Source organism: Halomicrobium sp. HArcht1-1 (assembly GCF_058933285.1).
Genome location: NZ_JBZYDL010000001.1, coordinates 528,335 through 549,597, shown reverse-complemented (window position 1 = coordinate 549,597; position 21,263 = coordinate 528,335). Strand labels below are relative to the sequence as shown.

Sequence of the window (21,263 nt, the reverse complement as noted above, 5' to 3'; positions counted from 1 at the left end):
CCCGCCGGAAGCCGATACACACAACTACCGGGCCGCGCACCTCCGAGCATGGACGTTGCACACGTCGCGCTGTGGGTCTCGGACATGGATCGTGCGATCGAGTTCTACACCGAACTGGGGCTGGAACGCCAGTGGTCGTTCACGCTCGACGGCGTCGAGAACGTCTACGTCGGCGGCGACCACGGCGAACTCCAGTTGCGCCACGACCCCGACCGGACGACGCCGATCGCGCCGAATCGGGCGGACGTAGATCACGTCGCGCTCACCGTCGACGACACCGAGGCGACGGTCGAGCGCGCCACCGACGCCGGTGGGACGGTCGTCACCGCCCCGACCGTGATCGAACCGGCCGACGCCTACGTCGCCTTCGTCGAGGACCCGGAGGGGTACGTCCTGGAGTTCGTGGAGCCGCTGGACTGAGAGGGCTGATTTCGGCAACCGCACGTCATTCGTCAGGCAGTGAAGTTGCGACCCGCTGTAGAGGAGGTTCCAGCGCATTTATTATTGTTGTCTGAGTTAACAGAATGTGGAGAGTCCGCCGAAAGATTACCTCCTCATGCGAGAGGATGCGTGGTCAAGTCGATTAGAAATATTCGCCATAGGGATGTTTTCGATAGCCGTCGCAGGAGTAGTTATGTTCGGAATGAGGCCGGTCGTCCCTAACACAATCTGGATCGTCGAACTCCTCGTCATCCTTTTGCTCAATGCGTTTATCCTCACATTTTCAATGATTCTCGTACCGTTCGTATCGTATCAGATTGGTATCGGTCGGTGTGAATCGAAGTGAACTGTTTGATACTGGGTTTCTCCCTGTTGTCCAACTACCGGCCGGCTTACTGTGGACGATTTCGGCAATACGTTCTCGAATTCCAACGAGAAATCAGTGATCGTGACTCCAGAGACGCCAACGCCCGAGACTGACCGATCGTCCAGTCCTGGGGGCGACTCGGTGGGGTATTAGTCGCTAGCGCCCTACTCGTCTGATACGATGGCAGAAGCGAAGCCGGTCCAGCGAGCCGACGATCCGCTGGATCTGACTCTCTCCGAGGCGGAACTGGAGGCGTATCGCGATCACATCACCGACTTCGTCACCGAGCAGGTCGAGGCGGCCGGCGTCGAGACGGCGGTCATCGGGCTCTCGGGCGGCATCGACAGCACGCTCACCTCCCACCTCGCCGTCGAGGCGCTGGGCGCGGAGCACGTCTACGGGCTGGTGATGCCCAGCGAGGTCAACCGCGAGGCGAACATGAGCGACGCCGAGCGCGTCGCCAGCGAGCTGCTGGGGATCGAGTACGACGTGATCGAGATCGAGCCGATCGCCGACGCCTTCCTCGAGGGCTACCCCGACGCCGAGGGCGACCAGCTCGCCGTGGGCAACCTCCGGGTGCGCTGTCGGGCGGTGCTGAACTACCTCGCCGCCAACCACCGGGACTCGATCGTCCTCGGGACGGGGAACAAGAGCGAGGCGCTGGTGGGCTACTTCACCAAGTACGGCGACGGTGCCGTGGACTGTCACCCGATCGCGAATCTCTACAAGGGGCAGGTCCGCCAGCTCGCCAAACACGTCGGCGTCCCCGACGACCTCGCGGACAAGACCGCCAGCGCCGAGATGTGGGTGGGTCAGACCGACGAAGAAGAGATGGGACTGGACTACCCGACGCTGGACTCGATTCTCGCGCTCCACGTCGAGGGCGGAGTCTCCGCCTCGGCGACGGCCGCCGAGATCGGCGTCGGCGAGGACGCCGTCGCTCGGGTGCGGACGCTGTACGAGGGCAGCGCGCACAAACGGGCTGCTCCGCCGGGTCCCGACCCGCTGTGCTGACCGCCAGTGGCCGCTCGGACGAGCGACGGTGTCAGCGGACCTGTTGCTCGGGCCCGCGCCCGATGTACTCGGCCATGAACTGCCGCATCGTCTCTTCGTCGTACTCGTCCATGTCGAGGCGCTTGGTCCAGGCCGTCAGGACGTACGTCGCCGCCGGGTCCTCGACCGGCGTCGGGACCGCGAGGAAGCTCATGAAGTCGTCCGTGTACCGGTTCCCGTACTGCCGGAAGCTCTCGCGAACGTCCGGATCGATACCGTCTGGATCGTAGTAGACGACGATCGCCCCGTGTTCCAGTGCGTGGACGACCTCACCCAGCGGCGGAGCCGTCTCGTCGTCGTAGTACCCGCCCGTCGCCCAGTCGGCGTAGTGTGGCCCGGAGGTCGGCGGCATGTGCTCGTAGGTGAGCTCCGTGCCCCGGTCGACGTGCTGGGTGCCTTCGGACTCCTGTGTCGTCACCTGCGAGACGACGGCCTGATCGCCGCTGTCTGGGAGACTCGATCCAGCACCGCCTGCACCCATGAACACGACGACGTAGACCACGACCGCGATCGAGAAGCCGACGACACCGATCAGGATAGCCGGCCCCAGCGAGAGGATCCGGCCCTCGTCGCTCCCGTCGCGCTCGGCGACCCGTCGCTGATCGATCGACCCCAGCTCACCCTCGTGGGCGCTGCCGAGGTGATCGAGATACGCGTCCTCGCTGTCGAAGGACCCGTCACAGTACTCACAGTCAACCATTGTCTCGTAGTGCGCGTGGGACGGCTTCAATCCTTGCGCTCGGCCCGCGCTTCGACGAGGGTCGCGAACGCCTCGCGTTCCCGCTCGAACTGGCGGTCGCCGTCGGCCGACTCGGCGAGCAGCTCCTTGATCGTCCGGACCGCTCCGGCGTCGTTGTCGGCGACCGCGTGTGCGACCGCCAGCGGATCGTCGACGACCCGCGAAACCAGGCCGACCCGCAGCGCCTCGTCGGCGTCGACGACGCGACCGGACAGCGAGAGGTCCATCGCCACGCTCCGGCCGACGGTGTCGACCAGCCGATCGGTCCCGCCCCACGCGCCGAACAGCCCCAGCGTCACGCCCGACTCGGCGAACGTCGAGCGGGGCGTACAGACCCGCAAGTCACAGGCCAGCGCGAGTTCGACGCCGCCCCCACGTGCCGGCCCGTCGATGGCCGCGACGGTCGCCCCGTCGTAGCCAGCCAGCGCGTCCGCGACGGCCTGGCCCAGCCGGGCGAACGAACGCGCGTCGTCTCCGTCGAGGGCGTCGACGGTGTCCAGATCCGCGCCGGCACAGAACGCCGTTCCAGCACCACGAACTGCGACCACCGGCGCGCTCGCGTCCGCGAGTCGGTCTCGGAGCGCAGCCAGCGCGTCGACCGTCAGCGCGTTGCGGCTGTCGGGCCGGTCGATCGTCACGACCAGTACCTCGCCCGTCCGCTCGGTCCGTATCGTCCCCATGCCCGACCCGACGTTTCCAAAGGTCTTTGCCCTTCCCGTCGCTAGGCGAAGGTAATGGAGGAAGCCGCTGCGGTCCGACGAGCCGCACTGGCGGCAGTCGACGACGTCGACCCCGCTCGTCTGCGCGACCGTATCGAGGACCGGCTCGACGCCGCCTCGATGACCCCCGGCGTCTGCACGCTCGTCAGCGCGAGCGCCGCCGGCTGCGAGGGACAGCTCGACGGCCTCAGCGACCGCGCCGCCGGTGTCCAGTTGATCTACGAGGGACTCCGGCTGACGCGGGCGCTGGCCCACGACGACCCCTGGGCGGGCGGCGACCGCGACGCCGCCGACCTGGACGTTCTCATCGCCGACATCCTCGTCTCACGTGGATTCTATCTGCTGGCCCGAACCGAGGCCGCCGACGCCGCCGTCGACGTGGTCCGGGCGTTCGGCACCGACCAGACCGTCCGCCGCGAAACCGACGACCCCACGCTCGACCGGAACCTCGAAGCCGACGTGCTCGAACTGGCCGCCGTGGCCGGCGTCACCGCCGCCGGGAACCGACCCGCGCCACGCCTGCGTGAGTACGCCAGCGACCTCGTGACCGACGGGCTGCCACCCGTCGAGACGTTCGCCGACGAGGACGTACGCGAGACGCTCGCGACGCTGACGACCGACGCCACGAGCGCCGACGGCGTCCGCACCTCGGCCGACCACTGAGAGAGAGTAGCGTGCCGTCCCCGAATCGTAACGCCTAAAGACAACTCCGGACAACGGATGAATGCGCGCCTGGGTAGCTTAGAGGTAAAGCGCGTCCTTGGTAAGGACGAGAGCCCGGGTTCAAATCCCGGCCTAGGCTTCTCGATTTCACTTCTGCGAGGCGCTCTGTCGCCGAGCGATCGCTGAAATCGATGAAGTCGTACCCGGAATTTGAACCCTGGAAGTCGCAGCCCCGGAAGCGCAGCGAACGCAGTGAGCGAGCATCCCGGAACGTCTTCCTCCGGTTCAAATCCCGGCCGAGGCTTTCTGCGACGAACGAAGGTGAGGAGCAAAAGCTATACACGGGATCTGAATCACGACAGACCGAGCGAAGCGAGGTCTGGTATCGGGTTCAAATCCCGGCCTAGGCTTTCTCACGACGACCGGACAGACAGCAACAGCCGTCTCCGGGAGAAAGTGGTCTCGTAGTCGACTTCGAAACCGAATCGAGCGTCGATCCGCGACTGACAGGCGTTGCAGCCGCCGGCAACGGTTTGACGGACACGAGCCTACCGACAGCCATGGCGCTTGGTCGTCGGCTCTTGCTGGCGCTGGCTGGGCTCGCGACGCTGTGTGTGTACGGCGTGCTCGCAGTGGCCGGCTATCGACTCGCGACGTTCCTGTGGGCGAACCGACCGGACCCGCTCCTGGCCGCCGTCGTGGTCCTGACGACGGGGATCGCGCTGGGATACCACAGCTACAGGGTCGGGACGATGCAGCCTCCGGCGACAACTCGACGCCGTGCCGCTGGCTCCGGAACGCGCCCCGCGAGTGCATCGGCGACTCGACGCGGTCGCCGAGCGGATGGGCGTCGCTCGGCCGGAACTGCTGGTGGCAGAGCTGTCGGCACCGAACGCACTGGCCATCGGTGGCGGCCGCGACGCGGTCGTCGTCGACCGCCGGTTGCTCCGGTTGCTGTCACCGACGGAGATAGAGGCGCTGTTGGCCCACGAGCTGGCACACCTCGAAACGAACGACGCCCTGATCCAGACGCTCGCGTACAACCTCGTCCAGACGCTCACGGGCGTGGTCGCGCTGATCGTCCTCCCGGTCGCGACGTTGCTCGGCGGGTTCGCTCGCGCGTTCGCGCTCGTCCGAGGCCAGCCCGAGGCCGCGTCCCGGTCACTGCTGGGCCGTGCACAGCGACTGGCGCTGCTCTCGATCGCGGGACTCGGACTCGTGGTCGGACTGCTGGCGATGGGCTACTCCCGCCGACGGGAGTACGCCGCCGACGAGCGCGCTGCCGCGGTCGCCGACCCGCTCGCGCTCGCCCGGGCACTCCGGACGATCGAACGGGCCTCGAAGCCGGGATTCGGCCTTCTGACGCCGCTGTACGTCCAGGGAGAGGAAGACACGCCACTGGCGAGACTGCTCGCGACGCACCCGCCGATCGACGAGCGGATCGAACGACTCCGGGTAGTGGACGATCACCGACGAATCGACAGACGGTGACGACGCCACCGCTCGTTCTGTATCGCGGATAACGATATATCACGTCGATCCCGGGGCCACGCTACCGAGCTCCCGAAGCAGCCAGAACGTCCGCGAGAGCCGTCAGCGAGTCGCGACCTCGCGAGCATGCTCGACCACCGTCGACGGCCTCTCGCGGGGCGGCCAGTGAGCACACGAGTCGAGGACCACCAGCTCACCCTCCGGAATGCGATCGGCCGCCCGCTCGGCCCAGGACAGCGGGACCACCTCGTCGTGGCGGCCGTGGAGGAGTCGTGTCGGGACCTCAAGCGCCGGTAGCTCGTCGACGTAGACGGTCCGGTATCCCGAGCGCGTCACCTCGGCCTCGCGGAAGCGACGGAACGCGACCCCGGCAGTAGGCCGCTGGACCTCCTCGTAGACCGCGTCGACCGCTTCTTCGGAGAGGTCGTCGAGGTCCGCGACGATTCCGCCCAGGCTCGCCTTCGTGAGCCGGCGGCTCCGGCGGAACAGGGCGATGGCGACCCGATTGAACAGTTGGACGCGCGCGAGGGCGTAGGAGAGTCGACCGTTTGGCAGCGCTCGGCCCAGTCCGTAGCTGTCGATCAACAGGAGATCGTCGACGAGAGCGGGACGGCGGAGTGCCACGCCGAGTCCGACGGCACCGCCGAGCGAGAGTCCGGCGATCGAGAACGTGTTGACGGCCAGCTCGTCGAGAAACCTCGTCGTAGCGTCGACGTGCCGGCCGACCGGGTAGGAGCCCGGCGGGAGAACCGTCCGGCCGTCCGTGCCCTCGCCCCTGTCGACGCCGCTCCGGCCGTACCCCAGGAGATCCGGCGCGACGACGTGACAGTCCGCGGCCAGCGGCTCGATCACCTCGCCCCAGGAGACGTGTGCCGCGTCGATGATCCCGCCGTGCAGGAGGACGATCGTCGGATCCGCTGGATCGCCGGCTTCGAGAAAGTGGATCGCCAGACCGTCGGTGGTGACCGTCTCACTGATCGGCATACAGGGACGACGATCGCCGGCAGCAAAAACCCACGCGCTGCCCGCCCAGCAGCGTCTCACCGGTCTGCTCGTCGGGTACGACGCCGACCCGACGAGACGCGCCATAAAGTACTATCCGCGATAGAGAATGAGGGCCGTCGGTCCGCGAGCCGTCGCCTCGGGAACGGCGTCGTGTTCCACAATCGCTTTTTCACCGGTCGACGACGCCCCGAGCGATGCCCTCCACACTCGATTCGCTCGCACGATCGCTGGCGATGCCGTACTACGACGCTGCCCTCCCCGCACACGATCGGTTCCACGCGAAACGGGTCCGCGATCTCTCCGTGCGACTCGCCGAGAGGTGGGACCGCGCTGTCGATCGAGACGTGCTGTCCGCGGCGGCGTGGCTGCACGACATCGGCCGCCCCCTGGAGCGCGTCGGGGAAATCGACGACCACGGCGAGTGGGCTACGGTCACGGCCAGAGAGTTGCTGGCCGAGGAAGGGGTCGCTGCCAGCCGAATCGACGCCGTCGCACACTGCCTGCGAACTCACAGCATCCGATCGAGTTCACCGGAGCCCGAGAGCCCGGCAGCGAAGCTCCTGTTCGACGCCGACAAGCTCGATGCGACCGGTGCCGTCGGGATCGTCCGACTCGCGTGTGTCGTCGGCGAACGATCGGGGCGAACGGGGACCCAGTACGCACACCTCGACGACGCCTCGACACACGAAGCGACGACCGACCGTCGCGACATTTCGGTCCTCAGGGAGTGGGCACGCGAACGACTGGCACGACTACACACGCCACCGGCCCGGCGGCTCGGCAGATCGCGGTGGCGTTTCATGGAGGCGTTCTTCGAGCAGTTCGAGAGCGAGATCGGCGTGCGAGCCGACGCCTGATCGTCGACGATCCGATCCCGGTGTAGGCCCACGCATCGGACACGAGAGCGGTCGCTATCGCCGTCGCCGCGAGCCCGCTGCATCCGCCGAGGTCGTGCTTTTGTATCGCGGATGGCGGTTTATGGCGTGGGACAGACGCGTGTTTCTGGAACAGTCGCCACAGCCACAAACAGCGGACTCACGGCGTTATCTGTGCCTCAGGAGCGGATGCGTGAGCTGCGTCCGTCTCGAACAGATGTCGGTCGTCATGCGTGGTTGTAACCCCGTGACGAGATTCGCCATCCGAGTGGCGGAATCGGTCACAGCCGACAGTGTCAGAACTCGCCGGGACCGGGAGCCGGCACGCCACCGTCGTCTTCGCCGCCGAGTTCGAACTCCTCGCGGAGCTCGCGGATCCGATCGCGGATGTCTGCAGCGAGTTCGAACTCCAGGTTGTCTGCGGCCTCGGCCATCCGCGCTTCGAGCCGTTCGATCTGTCGGGCAGCCTCGTCGGCGTCGGCCGGGCCGTCACCGGCCACGTCGCTGGTGTCCGTCTCGGCACCCGGAAGCGAGGACTCGCCGATCTCTTTCTCGATAGTCGTCGGCTCGAAGCCGTGTTCCTCGTTGTACGCCTGCTGGATCTGGCGGCGGCGCTGGGTCTCCTCGATGGCCGACCGCATCGCGTCGCTCGTGTCGTCGGCGTAGAGGACGACCTCGCCGTTGACGTTGCGGGCGGCCCGCCCCATCGTCTGGACGAGCGTCGTCTCCGACCGCAGGAACCCCTCCTGGTCGGCGTCGAGAATCGCGACGAGGCTCACTTCGGGGATGTCCAGTCCCTCCCGCAGGAGGTTGATGCCGACGAGCACCTGGATCTCGCCAAGCCGCAGCGACCGGATCAGTTCGTGGCGTTCCAGCGTGTCGGTCTCGTCGTGCATGTAGGCCACGTCGACGCCGCTCTCTTCGAGATACTCGGTGAGGTCCTCGGCCATGCGTTTGGTGAGTGTCGTCACCAGCACGCGCTCCTCGTCGGGCATCGATTCGATCCGTTCGAGCAGGTCCTGGACCTGGCCGCTGGCGTCTGCGACCTCGATCGCGGGATCGACGAGGTGGGTCGGACGGACGATCTGTTCGACGACCTGACCGCTCTCCTCGCGCTCGTAGTCGCCCGGCGTCGCCGAGACGTACAGCGTCCGGTCGGTCTTTTCCTCGAACTCCTCGAAGGTCAGCGGACGATTGTCGAAGGCGGTCGGCAGGCGGAAGCCGTTCTCCACCAGACTCTCCTTGCGTGACTTGTCGCCCTCGAACTGGCCTTTGATCTGGGGGATCGTCTGGTGGGACTCGTCGACGACGGTGAGGAAGTCGTCGGGGAAGTAGTCCAACAGCGTGTACGGCGCTTCGCCGCTCTCGCGGTCCGAAAGGTGGACCGAGTAGTTCTCGATCCCCGAGCAGTAGCCGGTCTCTTTCATCATCTCCAGATCGAACGTGGTCCGCTCCTCGATGCGCTGGGCCGCGACGGCGTCGCCCTGCCGTTCGAAGTAGCGGATTCGGTCTGCCAGCATGTCCTCGATCTCCTCGATCGCCCGCTGGAGGCGCTGCTCGGGAATCGAGTAGTGCTCTGCCGGGTGGAGCAAGACGGCCGGCTCCTGGCTGACGACCTCGCCTTCCAGGGGATCCATCTTCACGAGGCGGTCGATCTCGTCGCCCCACATGTCCACCCGGACGGCGTAGCGGCCGTACATCGGGTAGATCTCGACGGTGTCACCTCGCACGCGGAACGTTCCCTGCGTGAAGTCCACGTCGTTGCGCTCGTAGTTCAGGTCCACGAGCTGGCCCAGGAGTTCGTCGCGCTCGATCTGCTGGCCTTCCTCCAGCCGGAGGCTCATGTCGACGTAGTTGCGCGGGTCACCCAGCCCGTAGATCGCCGACACGGAGGCGACGACGATCACGTCGTCGCGGGTCAGCAGCGAGCGGGTCGCAGAGTGTCTGAGGCGGTCGATCTCGTCGTTGATCGAGGCGTCCTTGTCGATGTAGGTGTCGGTCTGCTCGACGTAGGCCTCGGGCTGGTAGTAGTCGTAGTACGAGACGAAGTACTCGACGGCGTTGTCGGGGAAGAGACTCCGGAACTCCTCGTAGAGCTGGGCCGCCAGCGTCTTGTTGTGGGCGATGACCAGCGTCGGCTGCTGGAGCTCCTCGATCGCCCACGAGACGGTGTTGGTCTTGCCCGACCCGGTGACGCCCAGCAGGGTCTGTTTGTCCATTCCCCTCCGATATCCGTCGACGAGCTGCTCGATGGCGTCTGGCTGGTCGCCGGCTGGCTCGAACGGTGCGTCGACGCGAAACGCCGTCTCGGCGTCCGGTCGGTCCGGAGACAGTGGGCCGGAGTCGCTCATTGTCCGACAGTAGGGCTCGATCGACTTGAGCGGTGTGCTTTGGGCAGATTCGCCGGTTTTCCAGGCTGTCGGCCGTGTTTTGGGCGAGGTTCAGAATCTGGGTCGCAAAGTGATAAACTGCTGTACGCTATATCGAATGCGGCGAGTGGCGTCCACCCGCGGTAGACAGCGGTAGCACAGTCGAAGGGCTTCACACTGACTGCACGACGGCCGGCGATCGGGTGTGCAGAGATGCGATGCGGCGACGGGCGCGACGGCTAGCCCGAGAGCTCAGGAAGATCAGTGCCGAGACCAGCAACGTCCAGGCTATTGGTCAGACGTGTGACCGGTCGTCGACAGTTTCTGGGTCGTTAGCTCCTGCTGTTCGGTCCGGAGCCGTTCAACCGCCACGTCACACTGAAGTTCCAATTGTCACGGCGCTCCTCGATTACGTCGGAGGATATCCACCAGAGTGGTTCCGGCCCACCACAGGGAAATGAGAGTGACCAAGACACCGAACCAAGCAGGGATATCTGTGCTGCTGTACATAATGACACCGCCAGCGATTCCGGCGACGAATATCGCCAGTTCCACGCACCGAATGTCGTTGTTCGTAACATCGACCGCCGCAAAGGTCAAGAATACGAGCATGACGACCGCGGGCCCGATAACTGACGTGAAAACATCTCCCGTAATCAAATACAACGCGAGCGCGACTGCCGGTATGACAATCACGTCTTTCAGTTCGACTCGCTCACTCAGTTTTCCGACGACAGATTTCACCGTATCGACCATCCTCAGCAGACTTTGATAATACTGTCTACATGTCTGTTATATTTCATTCGGTGGCGATTATGAGCCACCCCGTGGGCCACTGTCAGAAAGAGAAATTCTGGTGATAGCCAGTGAGGTTTGCTGTCAATACCGAACGCGACTTCACAAATAATCACTGACAACGCTGCACAAAGGGCGACGTAGCGACAGCAGACACCACAGGCCGCCACGAGTACCGAATACATCGAAGTAAGCGTCACATGGCAGGTGGTCAATGAATTATCTAATTACGGACGACCCACCCAGATCCGCTACGCCGCCGTGTCGACCCGGTCCATCGTCCGCTGGATCGTCAGCCCCGAGAGCATCGAGGTGGCGATGTACCACACCGTCCAGACGTGCAGCGGCCCGATCAGTTTGGCCGTCCAGGTGATCCGGCCGAGCATCGGGAACACCGTCGCCGTCGGCGCGATGGCGGCGGCGGGCGCGACGGCCAGCCACGAGAGCCACAGGAAGATCGGTGCCGAGACCAGCACCGTCCAGGCCATCGGTCGGAGCATGTGCTTGAACATCGACAGTTGCTGGGTCATCAGCTCCTGCTGTTCGGCCTGGAGGCGTTCGACCGCCTCGTCGTCGCCGCGCTCGCGGGCGTCGTCGAGTCGCTCGCGAACGTCGGTCAGCCGGGTCTTGAGCCGCTCCATCCGTTCTTTCGACTGGAGTCGGCGGCGAATCGTCGTCGACGCCAGCGCGGTCACGACTGCGAGTAGTGTGATCGTCGCGACGAAGGGCAGTTGTGCCGCGAGCGGTCCGAGGACGGTGTTGACGCTCTGGCCGACCAGTTCGCGCCCGCCGGGCAACTGGTAGCTCGCCATCAGTGCGAGTGCGCCGACGCCTGCCAGCTTGTCCGCGCGCGACCAGCCGCCGGTCTCTGGGGCGTCGGGGTCCGCGTCGTCGAGGTCTCGCTGTGCGAGCAGTTCGCGCGCCGCGGTCGGATCGTCGACGACGAAGCGGTCACCAGCGGGGACGACGACGCCGTGGTCGAGCAGTCGGCCCCACTCGACGGGATCGATCTGTCCCCGGAGATCCGCCCACGCGACGGTTCCGTCGCCCGCCTCGGCACGGTCGAGGACGACCGCCAGCGCCACGGCGAGGTCGTCGTCCGCCCGGACGGCGTCGAGAGAACTGTCCATGCCCTAACTGGTCCGACCAGACACATGAATCTTCTTCCTCGGCGAATCCGGTCGGAAGCAGGTAACCGACCACGCAGCGAGCGCGGTGGTCGGGACCGCAGGCACTCGACCAGGTTCGGAAATAAGCCAGCTGTTTAACAATTAAGTACCCCTATTTTGCTAGAGATTGTGCATAAAATGGCGTATAATAGCAGCCGTTTTAACAAACAGGTCGTCGAACCGTCGACTATGATCGATCGCGAGACGGTGACGGCCACGCTCGACGACTATCGGCCCGATCCGAACGACGCGATGTTCGAGGTACTGAACGAGCCGACACCGGCTGTCGTCGCCATTCGAGTCGGCGACTGCTCGCCCGCCGGATTCAGGGACCTCTACCGACTCCTCTCGGCGACGACCGACGCACACGACACCGTCCACCTCTACGAGGAGACGGTCGACTGGACCGCCCGGTCGGCCCTCTCGAACTGGTACGGCATCCTGCCGGACCTCCGGCGGGGGTCGACGTTCGACATCGGTCGCTACGCCGCAGTCGGCGATTCGGTCTGGGCGCGGGGACTGTTCGACTGCTGGCGAGCCATCGCGCCGGTCTGGCCGGTCAGTCCCGACGAGATGCGGTACTTCGGCCCGGCGGAACGCGAGGCGGCTCGCACCTGGGTCCGGACCGGCGAACTCCCGAGCGATCGTGGGAGGGCCACACAGTGACGGCAGACTTCGTCGTCCACGACGCAGTGGTCGTGACCGTCGACGAGCGCAACCGCGTCTACGAGTCCGGCACCGTCGTCGTCCGGGACGGCGACATCGCGACCGTCCGAGAGAGCCGGGCGGGCGACGCCGAGATCGACGCCGACCACGTCCTCGACGGAGCGGGACGGCTCGTGTTGCCCGGGCTCGTGAACGCCCACGCACACCTGGAGGGGACCGCGCTGACGGGTGCCTTCAGCGAGATGGGGCCGGTCGAGCTGTTCGCCCAGATGACGCCGCTGATCGCCGACATGGCCAGCGAACACGACGACCTGCTGCGAGCGGGGTACGAGCTGGCGGCCCTGACTCACCTCCAGGGGGGCGTGACGACGGTCAACACGATGGACGTGCGCCCGGCACTGGGCGCGGACATCCTCGGCGAGGCGGGGCTGCGGGCAGTGATGGGACCCATGCTGTCGGACCTGTTCTGGGACCGGTCGGTCGACGCACAGTTCGAGCGGGCCCGCTCGTTCGTCGAGCAGTTCGACGGCAGCTACGACGGCCGCATCAGCGCCGCCCTCTGTCCCCACGACGACTGGTCGTGTACGCGCGACCTCTGGGAGCGCGTCGCAGACCTGGCGGCCGAGTACCCCGAGGTGCCAGTCCACACGCACCTGCTGGAACTCGGCGAAAGCGACGAGATGGCCCGTGCGAACGGGAGCGACGATTCGCTCGCGCTGCTGGACGCGGTCGGGCTGCTCGACGACCGACTCGTGGGCGCGCACTTCCGGGTCGCCGACGAGAGGGACGTCGAGCGGATGAGCGAGGCCGACGCCGGTGTCGCACACTGTCCGTCCATCTTCGGCTACTACAACCTCGATCCAGAGACTCCCTGGACGCCGGTGGCCGACCTGCGCGAGGCCGGCGTGGCCGTCGGCCTCGGTCTTGACGACCACTACTGGCACGACTCCGTCGACCTGTTCGAAGAGGCGCGCTCGGCGCGCCTGCTGGCCAACCTCGACGCGGGAGCACAGCAGTACGACTCGATGGCGCTGGTCCGGATGCTCACCGCCGAGAGCGCCGACGCGGTGGGCATCGAGTCGGTCGGCCGCCTCGTCCCCGGTGCTCGTGGCGACCTCGCCGTCCTCGACGTCGACCAGGCGAAGTTCACGCCGTTGACGAACGTGGCGGCACAGCTCGCGAACGGTGCCCGCCGTTCGGACGTGGAGACGGTCGTCGTCGACGGTGAAGTGGTCGTCGAGGACGGCGTCGTCCAGACGATGGACGCGCAAGCGGTCCGAGAACGGGCCACGGCAGCCGTCGAGCAGTTCGCGGCGGCGACCGAGTGGGACCTCGGGCTCGGAACGCCCGAGCCACCGGCACTCCGGGACGTGCTCGCCGACGCGCCAAAGCGCGGGCCGGCGAAGCTACTGGGACGGCTCGGCGCACAGAAACTGCGGGACGTGTTCAGGTGACGGCGGGGGAGAACGCGATCAGCAGACCGGCTTGGGGTTGACGCCGAGGGCCTCCAGCGTCTCGAAGTAGTCCTCGTAGGCGGCCTGGACCACCGCACTCGCGGCCGTCTCGGCGGCGTCCCAGTCGCCGTCTTCGGCCAGCGCGTCGAGTGCCGCCTGGCGCAGCTCCTCGATGTCACCGCCCAGATCACGAAACACCTGCGAGGTCTGGGGGTCGGCCTGCCCGACGAAGAAGCCGGTGAGCTGCTCGAAGGTCTTCTTCGCGACGAGCGTCCAGCCGACGAGCCCGCCCAGGCGGGCGGCCGTCTCGTCTTGCTCGGCCAGCGTCTCGAACATCGCTGGCCGCTCACCCGGTTCGTGGTTGCCGTGCTCGTCGGCGATCGTCTCGTAGTGCTCGCGAGCGGTGTCGGCGGCCGTCTCGAAGGCGTCGCCCTCCCACCCGTCGACGGTCTCGAACGCGTAGTGTGCGCGGTCGGCCGCGCCAGCGAGGATCGGCCCCTCGTCCATCTCGCCGCCGGTGAGCGCGTACAGCGCCTTGGACGAGCCGAGCCGCGAGAGCGCCGTCTTGTTCTCGGAACTGATCGTGTCGACGAATTCCTGAGCGTCCATACTGGTCGCTACGGTCGCCAGGGCTTGTAACTGCCGGGATCCGACGGACAGCCACCTGGCCGACCGGCCATCACGGGCGTTAAGCCCGTCGGCGTCCAGATACGCTGTAATGAGCGAGTCCCCGCTCGTCGTCGCCATCAGCGGCAGTCTGCGCGAGACGAGCACGACGTGTCTGGCACTGGAACACGCGCTGTCGGCCGCAGAGACGGCCGGCGCGACAACGGAACTGGTGGACCTCCGCGAGTGGGAGCTGCCGCTGTTCGATCCCGACGACCGCGACCGGGGCGACGCCGAAGCGTTGCGGGCGCTGCTCGACGACGCCGACGCGGTGGTGCTCGGAACGCCGGTGTACCACGGGATGGTGTCGTCGGCGCTGAAGAACGCCCTCGACTACCTGGGGCGCGACGAGTTCCGAGACACGACGGTCGGACTGCTGGCGACTGCCGGCGGTGGCTCCTACGGCCCGGCGCTGGAACACCTCCGAACCGGCGTCCGGACGGTCCACGGCTGGACGCTCCCCCACGAGGTCGGGATCCGCAACGCGTCCGACGCCTTCGACGACGACGGAGCCTTCGTCGACGCCGACATCGAGGCCCGGGTGCGGACGCTCGGCCGGATGGTCGCGGCCAACGCCGGGACCGAACCGAAAGCCGCAGTATAGCGGGTCCCTGCCCGATTATCGAAGTCTGAATCGATGTCGGTCGCCGGCAGCGTCGGTGAACGACCAGGCAGGTATATAGTGGCTCAGCCGAATCTCACCACCATGTTCGACCAGCACCTCGGCGACGACCGCCCGTCCGAGTACCACGTCCTGTGGGACGGCGGCCGGTCGGGGTCGAACCCGCGGATCGACGTGCGCCTCCTCGAAGGGTGGGCTCGCAAGTGGGGCTACGACGTCGATCGGCGTCGCCGCGTCGACAGCGACCGAGCCGACGAGCCCCGCGAGCAGTGCCGGATCGCCTTCGCCTTCGGCGAGATCGTCGAAGAGACGCTGTCCTACGGCGACCGGGAGTACACGTTCACGACCGATCGGACGCCAGCGACCTACTTCGAACTCGACGAGTGTGGCGACGCACGCCTCGCGACCTGGGCCAGCGAGCGCACGCTCACGCTCCGAGAACTGCGTATCGACGGCCGGGACCTCGTCTTCGACGCGGTGCTCGAGCCCGGACCGGGCCGCGTCCACGGCCAGTGGCTCTCGACGACCGTCGATCAGACGCAGTACTGGCTGACAGGATAGTCGGAGCCGCGAGCGATCGGCCTGTCTGTACGGGAACCCCGAGCAAAACGGAGTGTCCGACAGTCGTTTCGAAAGCGTGGCGAACGGACACTCCGACCGGCGAGAGGTGACAGGATAGCTCTAAGAAAGACGAAAGGGCAGCAGTTTTCGGACGGAATCGCAGTACTGAACCGGGTGGCTCTCTATGCCCATTGTTGTCTATATACCGTACATATGAGCGGGATTTATCCGACAGTGCCGGCGCGATCCACGTAATGGATTCACAGGGGGATTCCGGGTCGGACAGTTGGTCCGTCCTGCCGAGCGCGATCCGGCGACGGTTCGTGTGGAAGTTTCTGACGACGGTCGCGGTCGTGATCGTCGTCACGGCTGGCATCGGCATCGTCTCGTTGAACACTGCGACGGCGACCCTGACGGGGCAGGTCGACGAGCGGACGACGACGACCGCGGAGTTACAGGCCGACGCGCTGGACCGGTGGCTCGACGGTCACCGAGACACGGCCAACCAGATCGGACTCCGCCCGGACGTACAGGCCGGGAACGCCTCGTCGGTCCAGTCGTACTTCGACGCTCATCGCTTCGGTCCGGACGTGGTCAGCGTCAACTACGTCGCCGACGACGGGACGGTGATCGCGAGTACGAACGCTTCGCGGGTGGACACAACCGTCACCGGCACGGCGGTCGGCGAGGCCATCACCGCGGGCGTTCCGGTCGGACCGGCACAGGTCGTCGACGACACCTACGCCCGCCGAGGGACGACCGTCGCCGGCATCGTCGGCAACTCGGTCGGGAGCGAGGGCGTGATACTGGTCGAGGCGTCGCTGGGCGAGCCGGTGGCCGGCTTCGATCCGAAAGACCGGTCGGGGTACACGACGCTGCACGACTCGGAGGGGATGCTGTTTGCCACCGTCGAGTCGCCAGCGAACGTTCCCGAACGGGTCCGGCGTGCCAGCGACACCGGGTCGGTGAACCTCGAATCGTCCGCGAGCGAAGTCGTGGGCCACGCCCCCGTCGCAGGGACCGACTGGGTGATCGTCCGCCACCTCCCCGCGTCGGCCGCCTTCGCCGTCCGAGAGGAGATCCGGACGGGTATCCTCGCCGTGATGGGCGCACCGCTGGTGTTGCTCGGCGGTCTCGTCCTGGTGAGCGGCCGCCGAACCGGTAACGCGCTCGAACGGCTGGAACGAAAGGCCGGACGCATCGAAGACGGCGACCTCGACGTGACGCTCGAACAGACCCGAGCCGACGAGATCGGGCGACTCACGGCGGCCTTCGACAGTATGCGCCAGTCGCTCCGCGAAGAGATCGAGGAGGCACGATCTGCGCGCAAAGCCGCTGAAGCCTCTCGGGCCGAGGCGATGGAACTGACCGACTACCTCGAAGCGACCGCCGACGACTACTCGGACGTGCTCGCCGAGTGCGCTGCGGGGGATCTGACGGTCAGGATGGAGCCCGACGGCGAACACGACGCGATGGACCGCATCGCGCGCGACTTCAACGATACCGTCGCCGAACTGGAGAAGACGACCGGTCAGCTCAAGACGTTCGCCGAGGACGTGGCCGATTCGGCAGACCACGTCGAAACCAGTACCGCGACGCTCCGGCAGGCCTCCGAACAGGTCGCCGAGGCCGCCCAGCAGGTGTCGCTGGACGCGTACGAACAACAAGAACAGCTGGCCGAGATCAGCGAAGAAGTAGACGCCGTCGCGAGGACGCTCGAACGGCACGCCGACCAGCACGAAGCGCTGGACCTCGACGAGCCGCTGGCTCGCATCCGGGCGGTAGCGACGACCCTGTCGGACGTGGCAGAGATCAGCGAGGAGACGACGCAGGCCGCTGAGACCGTCGCCGGTGCGGCAGAGGAACAGACCGCCGAACTCAACGAGGTGTCCCAGCAGGCCAGCACTCTCAAACAGTACGCCGGGCCGCTGGGTGACGTGCTCAGTCGCTTCCGGACCGAGTCCGAACGGGAGTTCTTCTTCCCGTCCGGTCCGGGCAACGTCGGCGAGGAAACCGCCAACGACTCGGGTCCGGGCGAGTGACCGCTCGCGGACCGACCACCGCAGGCGCGGCGTTTCCGCCGGTGGTCGGTCGGCCGAACAGTCAAGAGCGTGTGCGCTCATAGCTGGGCTATGGCCGAATTCGCCCGGCTAGCGGGCGCGCCCGATCGCCTCGCGGGCCTGGTCGGAGAGACGACGCTGACGACGGATGCGACCGATCCGTACTACGAGCGGGTGCTCTTCGCGCTCGGAGAGGACGGGCTGACAGCCCCGGCACGGTCGGGCTCTCCGGCGGTGTACACGAGCTATCGACCCGACCACTTCGACAGCTACACGGTCGACCGGCCCAGCTACGTCATCCTCGGCGCAGTCCCGACGTTGCAGTGGCTCGACTGGCTGGACGACGACCGCGTCGAAGTCGTCTTCGGGGGCGATCCCGGCCGGCAACTGGTCCAGTGGGCCGAGATCCGCGGGCGAGACCACCGTATGCGCGCCGAGCCGCTCCCGACCGACGTCGCCGTCGAGTCGGTCGATCTCGGGATGCCCGCGGCGTTCGACGACGACGGGCGGTTCGCGCCGGACGGCGCGCCCGCTCCCACGCGGGTCGAGACCGACGCCGCGACCCTCGAACGACTCGTGACGGCCGCCGAGATCGTCGACAGCGAGGGCGTGCCCGTCGTCGTCGAAGACGGGCAGTTCCGGCTAGCCGTGTCCGGGGAGGTCGTAGCGGGGACGGGAACGCTGTCGGCCCGGACCGTCGAGGGACCCGACTGCCGGAACTGGTACGGGCCGGAACTGGGCGCGCTCACGCGGACGCTCGACGGGCCGATTCGCCTCGAAATCGTCCCCGACGGACCGATGGCAGTCGTTCAGGAGACCGAGACGGCGACGCGGCGGTACGTGCTCGACGAGCGGGTGTAGTCAGGGCGGGAGGTCGTCGACGGCCGATGCCAGTTCGTCTTCGGTCTGCCACTCGTACACGCGGTTGTCGCGATCGAGAATCTCGACGAAGTGTGCGATCATCGCGCCGAACTGCGCTCGCTCGGTCTGTTCGTCCTCGTACGCCCGTTTCAGAACGTGGACTTTCGGCCGATACCGCGGGGCGTCGATGTGGCCTGCCTCCCAGTGGTGACTGCCGTGGCTGTCTTCGAGGACGAGAGTGATGTAGTCGGCTCTGATCGCGAGAATCTTGAATTTCGTCGTCCAGTAGGTCCAGCCCTCCGGGATGTCCTTCATCAGGAACGCGAAGGCACCATCACGCCGGGATGCGAGCCGGTCCCTGACGAGCGTCAGGCGTCGCTCTTTCGGGCCGTCGTCGTAGTTGCCGAGCACGAAGTACGATCGGTCGGCGAAGACGAGCCGCCGGAAGTGATCGCTGAACACTGCCTGCTTGAGTGCCTGATGCTCCGACGGTGTGAACGTCTCTTTCGCGGAGTAGTCTGCCGTCTCGGCCTGAACTCTATCGAACGCCTCGTCGTCGGTCACGTTCTCGTGCCCGCTCGGGCTACGCTTGACATCCTCCTCCGCGTGAACGCGGAGGAATCCCGAGCGGTGGGAGTTTCAGGTCTGTCGTCCAATCACCGGACTCCCAGTCCTTTCGGGCACGGGTAGTCACACAGTGTCGGACTGGTGGACTGCTGGCCATGCCAAGTGGCCGTTACCCCTATCCTCAACCGTATATGGCGTCCCGGTGTTGTTTTTGCCACAGGGACGCCAGTAGGCGTCAGCAGAGTCGGGGGTACCTTCTGACTCGCTTTGAGCAGTCGGCACAGACACACTCTGCTGGAATGTGCGTTCACCGACTACCCTTTCGGATACTGTCTCATTGCGTGGGTGGACAGGCCACCTCCGAAGGACGGTTCGGAATCCGCTCCGTTCCGACCGATTCCTACCTACTGATAGGGTTTCCTGTCGCTTAAACACCAGTATTCTGAAACTCAGAGTGCTGTCGAACGTGGATACTTTCCCCAAGTGACGGCACGTATCCACGGCGTGAACGCCGTGGTATTGCCCCTGTTCAGCGTATAATCTTTGTGACGATCGTGGGTATCGGGTCGGCTACTGTATTGGTGGCAACCGTGACGGTCTCTGACGGTACAGTTATCTGTCACCAGAGTGTAGGACTAGATACCATGAGCAAAGGAACGCCTGCACCGGGTGCGAACGACAGCGATCGTGACGGACTCGACACGTGGGAGGCACTGCGAGCGATCACACAGGAGACCCGCGCGAGTCTGATCGCCGATATCGTGGGCCATCCCGAGGGCATGATCAGCGTCCCCGAGCTCGACTATCTCAATCCGGATATCGAACGCAGCGCGATCACCGAACACCTCGACGTGCTCCTCGATACCGGGGTTCTCGCCAAGGCGACGATTCCGGTCGGCGAACGGAGTCGCGATCTGCCCTACACGTTCTACTACGTGACCGAAGCGGGCCGCGATCTCTTCGACCGCAACGACATCTTCGACGAGGCGATCTGGCGCGAACAGTACGAGACGGTCCAGAAGACCCCGGCGATCAGAGAGATCGAAGGGATGGATCGGCCCGAGCCGAACTGACCAGTCACGTCAGGCGACTCCGGTGGCTACACGGGTACTGCGCGAAAGAAAGAACGGAAGCTGACGCTCTCGTTAGTTCCCTTTCTCGATGGGCGCGCCGACGAGGTTGCCCCACTCGGTCCAGGAACCGTCGTAGTTGACGGTGTCGTCGTAGCCCAGCAGCTCGTGGAGCGCGAACCAGGCGACCGAGGAGCGCTCGCCGATGCGGCAGTAGGCGACGGTCGTCTCGTCGCCGTCGATGTCTTCGTCGGCGTACAGCTCCTGCAGCTCGTCGAAGTCCTTGAACGTGCCGTCGTCGTTGGTCACGGCCGCCCAGGAGATGTTCTTCGCGCCGGGGACGTGGCCGCCACGCTGTGCGGTCTCCTGCAGGCCCGGGGGTGCCAGCACTTCGCCGGAGAACTCCTCGGGGGAGCGAACGTCCACGAGCGGGAGGTTCTTCTCGATGGCGTTCTCGACGTCGTCGCGGTACGCGCGGATGGACTCGCGCGGGCCGGACGCCTCGTAGTCGACTGCGGAGAACTCTGGGACCTCGTCCGTGGTCGTGTAGTCGTTGTCGAGCCAGTACTCGCGACCGCCGTCGAGGAGCCGAACGTCGTCGTGGCCGTAGTACTTGAACTGCCAGTAGGTGTAGGCAGCGAACCAGTTGGAGTTGTCACCGTAGAGGACGACCGTCGAGTCCTCGCTGATGCCGTGGCTCCCGAGCAGGTCCTCGAAGTCTTCCTTCGAGAGGATGTCGCGGGTGGTCTGGTCCTGGAGCTGTGTCTCCCAGTTGAAGCCGATCGCGCCGGGCGCGTGGGCCTCGTCGTACGCTTCGGTGTCTACGTCGACCTCGACCAGTCGGTGGTCGGGATCGTCGCTCTGGAACGAGTCGAGGTTGTCCTCGACCCAGTCCGCCGTCACGAGAACGTCGTTTGCGTAGTCGCTCATAATACAGGCCAAAATATGCACCCCATCCATATAACCCCACCCTCTCTCGGCATAGCCCGCCACTCCTCCCCTCTGGCGGCAGTTTCTGCCCCTTGTCGGACGTATTAGTATGCGAATATT

21 protein-coding genes and 1 tRNA gene are annotated in these 21,263 nt (G+C 66.0%); 13 read left to right on the top strand and 9 right to left on the bottom strand.

The window, feature by feature from the left end:
* The first annotated feature begins 48 nt into the window (after positions 1–48).
* Positions 49–420 carry a VOC family protein gene (locus tag AC5FRZ_RS02950; RefSeq protein WP_153552306.1) on the top strand — a complete coding sequence of 124 codons (372 nt, stop codon included), beginning with the start codon at positions 49–51 and terminating at the stop codon, positions 418–420.
* Between the two features lie 568 nt (positions 421–988).
* Complete coding sequence (locus AC5FRZ_RS02945; protein ID WP_170093349.1) at positions 989–1,822, top strand: NAD+ synthase; 834 nt, start codon at positions 989–991, stop codon at positions 1,820–1,822.
* Between the two features lie 31 nt (positions 1,823–1,853).
* On the opposite strand, the gene AC5FRZ_RS02940 is transcribed toward AC5FRZ_RS02945, so the two are convergent.
* Both AC5FRZ_RS02940 and AC5FRZ_RS02935 read right to left on the bottom strand, forming a co-directional pair.
* Complete coding sequence (locus AC5FRZ_RS02940; protein WP_170093348.1) at positions 1,854–2,561, bottom strand: thioredoxin-like domain-containing protein; 708 nt, start codon at positions 2,559–2,561, stop codon at positions 1,854–1,856.
* A 26-nt stretch (positions 2,562–2,587) separates the two neighbouring features.
* Positions 2,588–3,280 (bottom strand): enoyl-CoA hydratase/isomerase family protein, encoded by a 693-nt coding sequence (locus tag AC5FRZ_RS02935; RefSeq protein ID WP_493563815.1) that lies wholly within the window; start codon positions 3,278–3,280, stop codon positions 2,588–2,590.
* Between the two features lie 54 nt (positions 3,281–3,334).
* Here AC5FRZ_RS02935 and AC5FRZ_RS02930 point away from each other — a divergent pair, with 54 nt between their 5' ends.
* The 3 genes from AC5FRZ_RS02930 to AC5FRZ_RS02920 all read left to right on the top strand — a co-directional run bounded on the left by AC5FRZ_RS02930 (position 3,335) and on the right by AC5FRZ_RS02920 (position 5,473).
* On the top strand, positions 3,335–3,982 hold the full coding sequence (locus AC5FRZ_RS02930; RefSeq protein WP_493563814.1) for a DUF7114 family protein: 648 nt from the start codon (positions 3,335–3,337) through the stop codon (positions 3,980–3,982).
* Between the two features lie 67 nt (positions 3,983–4,049).
* Positions 4,050–4,121: transfer RNA gene (locus AC5FRZ_RS02925), tRNA-Thr, on the top strand.
* A 641-nt stretch (positions 4,122–4,762) separates the two neighbouring features.
* On the top strand, positions 4,763–5,473 hold the full coding sequence (locus AC5FRZ_RS02920) for a M48 family metallopeptidase (protein ID WP_493563813.1): 711 nt from the start codon (positions 4,763–4,765) through the stop codon (positions 5,471–5,473).
* 102 nt (positions 5,474–5,575) lie between these two features.
* On the opposite strand, the gene AC5FRZ_RS02915 is transcribed toward AC5FRZ_RS02920, so the two are convergent.
* A complete protein-coding gene (locus AC5FRZ_RS02915) occupies positions 5,576–6,457 on the bottom strand; it encodes an alpha/beta fold hydrolase (protein ID WP_493563812.1) in 882 nt (293 codons plus the stop codon).
* A gap of 215 nt (positions 6,458–6,672) precedes the next feature.
* Here AC5FRZ_RS02915 and AC5FRZ_RS02910 point away from each other — a divergent pair, with 215 nt between their 5' ends.
* The gene (locus AC5FRZ_RS02910) at positions 6,673–7,335 is read left to right on the top strand and encodes an HD domain-containing protein (protein WP_493563811.1); all 663 of its coding nucleotides are present in this window, start codon (positions 6,673–6,675) and stop codon (positions 7,333–7,335) included.
* Positions 7,336–7,649: 314 nt separating this feature from the next.
* Here AC5FRZ_RS02910 and uvrB read toward each other — a convergent pair whose 3' ends face one another.
* The 3 genes from uvrB to AC5FRZ_RS02895 form a co-directional block, all read right to left on the bottom strand.
* The gene (uvrB, locus tag AC5FRZ_RS02905) at positions 7,650–9,704 is read right to left on the bottom strand and encodes an excinuclease ABC subunit UvrB (RefSeq protein WP_493563810.1); all 2,055 of its coding nucleotides are present in this window, start codon (positions 9,702–9,704) and stop codon (positions 7,650–7,652) included.
* Between the two features lie 411 nt (positions 9,705–10,115).
* Positions 10,116–10,478 carry a hypothetical protein gene (locus tag AC5FRZ_RS02900; RefSeq protein WP_493563809.1) on the bottom strand — a complete coding sequence of 121 codons (363 nt, stop codon included), beginning with the start codon at positions 10,476–10,478 and terminating at the stop codon, positions 10,116–10,118.
* Between the two features lie 290 nt (positions 10,479–10,768).
* Positions 10,769–11,647 carry a DUF106 domain-containing protein gene (locus tag AC5FRZ_RS02895; protein WP_493563808.1) on the bottom strand — a complete coding sequence of 293 codons (879 nt, stop codon included), beginning with the start codon at positions 11,645–11,647 and terminating at the stop codon, positions 10,769–10,771.
* 228 nt (positions 11,648–11,875) lie between these two features.
* Between AC5FRZ_RS02895 and AC5FRZ_RS02890 the strand changes: the two genes are divergently transcribed.
* Positions 11,876–12,352 carry a SpoIIAA family protein gene (locus AC5FRZ_RS02890; protein WP_493563807.1) on the top strand — a complete coding sequence of 159 codons (477 nt, stop codon included), beginning with the start codon at positions 11,876–11,878 and terminating at the stop codon, positions 12,350–12,352.
* Positions 12,349–13,806: an amidohydrolase family protein gene (locus AC5FRZ_RS02885; RefSeq protein WP_493563806.1), complete on the top strand. Its 1,458-nt coding sequence runs from the start codon at positions 12,349–12,351 to the stop codon at positions 13,804–13,806. Before AC5FRZ_RS02890 ends, AC5FRZ_RS02885 begins: the two co-directional genes overlap by 4 nt.
* A gap of 18 nt (positions 13,807–13,824) precedes the next feature.
* Here the strand turns inward: AC5FRZ_RS02885 and AC5FRZ_RS02880 are convergent, their stop codons facing one another.
* Positions 13,825–14,415 (bottom strand): rubrerythrin family protein, encoded by a 591-nt coding sequence (locus AC5FRZ_RS02880; protein ID WP_493563805.1) that lies wholly within the window; start codon positions 14,413–14,415, stop codon positions 13,825–13,827.
* Positions 14,416–14,524: 109 nt separating this feature from the next.
* On the opposite strand from AC5FRZ_RS02880, the gene AC5FRZ_RS02875 reads away from it, so the two are divergent.
* From AC5FRZ_RS02875 to AC5FRZ_RS02860, 4 genes are all read left to right on the top strand, one after another.
* On the top strand, positions 14,525–15,076 hold the full coding sequence (locus tag AC5FRZ_RS02875; RefSeq protein WP_170093339.1) for an NADPH-dependent FMN reductase: 552 nt from the start codon (positions 14,525–14,527) through the stop codon (positions 15,074–15,076).
* Positions 15,077–15,178: 102 nt separating this feature from the next.
* A complete protein-coding gene (locus tag AC5FRZ_RS02870; protein ID WP_170093338.1) occupies positions 15,179–15,655 on the top strand; it encodes a hypothetical protein in 477 nt (158 codons plus the stop codon).
* Between the two features lie 254 nt (positions 15,656–15,909).
* On the top strand, positions 15,910–17,697 hold the full coding sequence (locus AC5FRZ_RS02865; protein WP_493563804.1) for a HAMP domain-containing protein: 1,788 nt from the start codon (positions 15,910–15,912) through the stop codon (positions 17,695–17,697).
* Positions 17,698–17,787: 90 nt separating this feature from the next.
* Positions 17,788–18,576, top strand: coding sequence for a hypothetical protein (locus AC5FRZ_RS02860; protein ID WP_493563803.1), 789 nt, complete (start codon positions 17,788–17,790; stop codon positions 18,574–18,576).
* On the opposite strand, the gene AC5FRZ_RS02855 is transcribed toward AC5FRZ_RS02860, so the two are convergent.
* Entirely contained in the window at positions 18,577–19,140 is a 564-nt protein-coding gene (locus AC5FRZ_RS02855) for a DUF8170 family protein (RefSeq protein WP_493563802.1), read from the bottom strand. It lies immediately after the preceding gene.
* Positions 19,141–19,787: 647 nt separating this feature from the next.
* Between AC5FRZ_RS02855 and AC5FRZ_RS02850 the strand changes: the two genes are divergently transcribed.
* On the top strand, positions 19,788–20,216 hold the full coding sequence (locus AC5FRZ_RS02850; RefSeq protein ID WP_493563801.1) for an ArsR family transcriptional regulator: 429 nt from the start codon (positions 19,788–19,790) through the stop codon (positions 20,214–20,216).
* Between the two features lie 72 nt (positions 20,217–20,288).
* Here AC5FRZ_RS02850 and AC5FRZ_RS02845 read toward each other — a convergent pair whose 3' ends face one another.
* Positions 20,289–21,143, bottom strand: coding sequence for a sulfurtransferase (locus AC5FRZ_RS02845; RefSeq protein WP_206039127.1), 855 nt, complete (start codon positions 21,141–21,143; stop codon positions 20,289–20,291).
* Positions 21,144–21,263 lie beyond the last annotated feature (120 nt).

Bases quoted from the DNA above. Each gene is read 5' to 3' on its own strand.
- uvrB (WP_493563810.1), bottom strand. From the start codon at position 9,704: ATGAGCGACTCCGGCCCACTGTCTCCGGACCGACCGGACGCCGAGACG.
- AC5FRZ_RS02950 (WP_153552306.1), top strand. From the start codon at position 49: ATGGACGTTGCACACGTCGCGCTGTGGGTCTCGGACATGGATCGTGCG.
- AC5FRZ_RS02845 (WP_206039127.1), bottom strand. From the start codon at position 21,143: ATGAGCGACTACGCAAACGACGTTCTCGTGACGGCGGACTGGGTCGAG.
- AC5FRZ_RS02940 (WP_170093348.1), bottom strand. From the start codon at position 2,561: ATGGTTGACTGTGAGTACTGTGACGGGTCCTTCGACAGCGAGGACGCG.
- AC5FRZ_RS02935 (WP_493563815.1), bottom strand. From the start codon at position 3,280: ATGGGGACGATACGGACCGAGCGGACGGGCGAGGTACTGGTCGTGACG.
- AC5FRZ_RS02900 (WP_493563809.1), bottom strand. From the start codon at position 10,478: ATGGTCGATACGGTGAAATCTGTCGTCGGAAAACTGAGTGAGCGAGTC.
- AC5FRZ_RS02895 (WP_493563808.1), bottom strand. From the start codon at position 11,647: ATGGACAGTTCTCTCGACGCCGTCCGGGCGGACGACGACCTCGCCGTG.
- AC5FRZ_RS02850 (WP_493563801.1), top strand. From the start codon at position 19,788: ATGAGCAAAGGAACGCCTGCACCGGGTGCGAACGACAGCGATCGTGAC.
- AC5FRZ_RS02875 (WP_170093339.1), top strand. From the start codon at position 14,525: ATGAGCGAGTCCCCGCTCGTCGTCGCCATCAGCGGCAGTCTGCGCGAG.
- AC5FRZ_RS02865 (WP_493563804.1), top strand. From the start codon at position 15,910: ATGGATTCACAGGGGGATTCCGGGTCGGACAGTTGGTCCGTCCTGCCG.
- AC5FRZ_RS02880 (WP_493563805.1), bottom strand. From the start codon at position 14,415: ATGGACGCTCAGGAATTCGTCGACACGATCAGTTCCGAGAACAAGACG.
- AC5FRZ_RS02930 (WP_493563814.1), top strand. From the start codon at position 3,335: ATGGAGGAAGCCGCTGCGGTCCGACGAGCCGCACTGGCGGCAGTCGAC.
- AC5FRZ_RS02870 (WP_170093338.1), top strand. From the start codon at position 15,179: ATGTTCGACCAGCACCTCGGCGACGACCGCCCGTCCGAGTACCACGTC.
- AC5FRZ_RS02890 (WP_493563807.1), top strand. From the start codon at position 11,876: ATGATCGATCGCGAGACGGTGACGGCCACGCTCGACGACTATCGGCCC.
- AC5FRZ_RS02945 (WP_170093349.1), top strand. From the start codon at position 989: ATGGCAGAAGCGAAGCCGGTCCAGCGAGCCGACGATCCGCTGGATCTG.
- AC5FRZ_RS02860 (WP_493563803.1), top strand. From the start codon at position 17,788: ATGGCCGAATTCGCCCGGCTAGCGGGCGCGCCCGATCGCCTCGCGGGC.
- AC5FRZ_RS02910 (WP_493563811.1), top strand. From the start codon at position 6,673: ATGCCCTCCACACTCGATTCGCTCGCACGATCGCTGGCGATGCCGTAC.
- AC5FRZ_RS02915 (WP_493563812.1), bottom strand. From the start codon at position 6,457: ATGCCGATCAGTGAGACGGTCACCACCGACGGTCTGGCGATCCACTTT.